The organism is Corynebacterium sp. 13CS0277, from assembly GCF_002994655.1.
Classification (GTDB): domain Bacteria; phylum Actinomycetota; class Actinomycetes; order Mycobacteriales; family Mycobacteriaceae; genus Corynebacterium.
The window spans coordinates 1-1,718 of the sequence record NZ_PPDL01000050.1 but is presented as its reverse complement, the minus strand read 5'-3'; the positions used below and the strand labels follow the sequence as shown (position 1 = coordinate 1,718).

Genomic DNA, 1,718 nt, shown 5'->3' with positions numbered 1-1,718 from the left:
TGATTTTCCCTTTCCTCCTGGTAGGAGGGGTCACGCGACACTCAAGTCGAGTGGACCGAAAAAACCGGGGCATTCCACTGTCTCGCCGCAACCCCAGGGTGGCGCCGTTAGCTTGTGCCGTACGGTGGGGTACAAGCCAACGGCGGAGAATCTAGCGAAGGTCGAGCTTCAGTGCCGAGATCAGTTTGTCCGTGACTGCCTGCACGCTGTTGTTTTCTTCAACGTACTGAGCAGCTGCGCGTCTGGCGGTTTCACGCGCGGACTCATCCGTCAGCAGATCCATGAGGGTGTCACGCAGATCAGCGGCGGAGGTGTTGATCCAGGGGCCGTGCATCTCGCCCATGGGGGCGAATTCTTCTGCGCCCTGGGCAGGGTACTCGGCGGCTTGGCCCACGATGACGGCGGCGCCGGCACCCATGGCGCGCAGGCCGACCTCGGTGGGGAAGTCTTCGCTGAGCGCGTCGATGACAATGTCGCAGGCGCACATCTCATTGAAGGTGGAGTCGGCGTTGAGTTCCACGACGTCGAAGTCGTCACCCATCGCACCGTCGAGGGCAATGCTTTCCACAATCTCCGTTTCGGCTGCGCCGCGACGCACGTCACCAATAAAGCCAACGACGGTGGGGCCTTCATGGTTGACCGGCGCCTCCACAATGTTGGTCACTAGGGCAGGCAGATAGTCAGTATTATCGCCGAAGGACAACGCGGTAAGGGGGTCACGTGCGAGGATCGATTGGTGAGCCTTTACGGTGAGAGATCGGCTGCGGCGGCTCTGACGTTCGAGCTTGGCGAGTCCTTCCTCACCGAGGTCGTTGACCCAGTGATCGGGGTAGCGTGCCACGAGCGCGGTGACGTTGCGCAGTGTTCGGTTGTCGACGATGCGCTGCGTCGTCACGCCGGCCCCTGTCAGTAGACCGGAGGAGTGAATGTTGGGCCAGCGTTCAACGATCTGCAGGTCACCGGTGTAAACCACGGCAGCGACGCTGGGGTATTCGCGTTCGAAGAACTCTTGGAAGAGCCGGCCGTCGGGCGACTCGATGAAGCGACCCTGGGACAGAGAACCCGCCATGCGGGGCAGCTTCGGCAGTTCGTGGTCGATTTCCCAGCCGCGGCGCGTGAGCTCTTCCTCAATTGCTTCGAGCTGCTCCGGGTTAGCGAACAGGCCAGGTCGACCGGGCTCGTCGTTGAGGTGCTCGTTGCAGAAGATGATGCGGCGCGCAGGCTCAGAGGTGGTCGGCTCGGGAGCTTCGATTTCCGGGGGAAGCAGTGCCTCCCAGTGCTCCTTCATGACCTCCTCGAAGTACTCCCAGGAGTTTTCGAAAATTACCGCATCGGTGTACTTCGCCACCAATTCGTCCTTGTGGTCGATGCAGTATTGGAAGGCGTCGGCAAGCGCCTGCGCATTACCAGCCTCGTAGACGCGGCCAATGCCCAGATCCTTGACGAACTTCGACTGGACCCGCATGTCACTGACCACGCAGGGAAGCTTTGCGTGCACGTACTCGCGCACCTTGGTCGGCGCGGCCTGGTGGTGGGCCGGGGTGGGCAACAGCGGCGACACACCAATATCAGCGGTCGAGATGTAGGTCGACACAGCCTCTGCGGACACGTAATCCAAGATGTGAACGCGCTCGGACACACTGGAGTGACCTAGTTTTTCGGCCCGGGCGACTTAAGCCATCGCTACGGATGATTCATGCTCGGCCCGAACAAGGGCC

1 protein-coding gene is annotated in these 1,718 nt (G+C 61.3%); it reads right to left on the bottom strand.

Annotation, left to right across the window (positions count from 1 at the left end; all coding sequences use genetic code 11):
- Positions 1-151: 151 nt before the first annotated feature.
- Positions 152-1,639 (bottom strand): glycosyltransferase, encoded by a 1,488-nt coding sequence (locus tag C1Y63_RS12335; RefSeq protein ID WP_106016740.1) that lies wholly within the window; start codon positions 1,637-1,639, stop codon positions 152-154.
- Positions 1,640-1,718 lie beyond the last annotated feature (79 nt).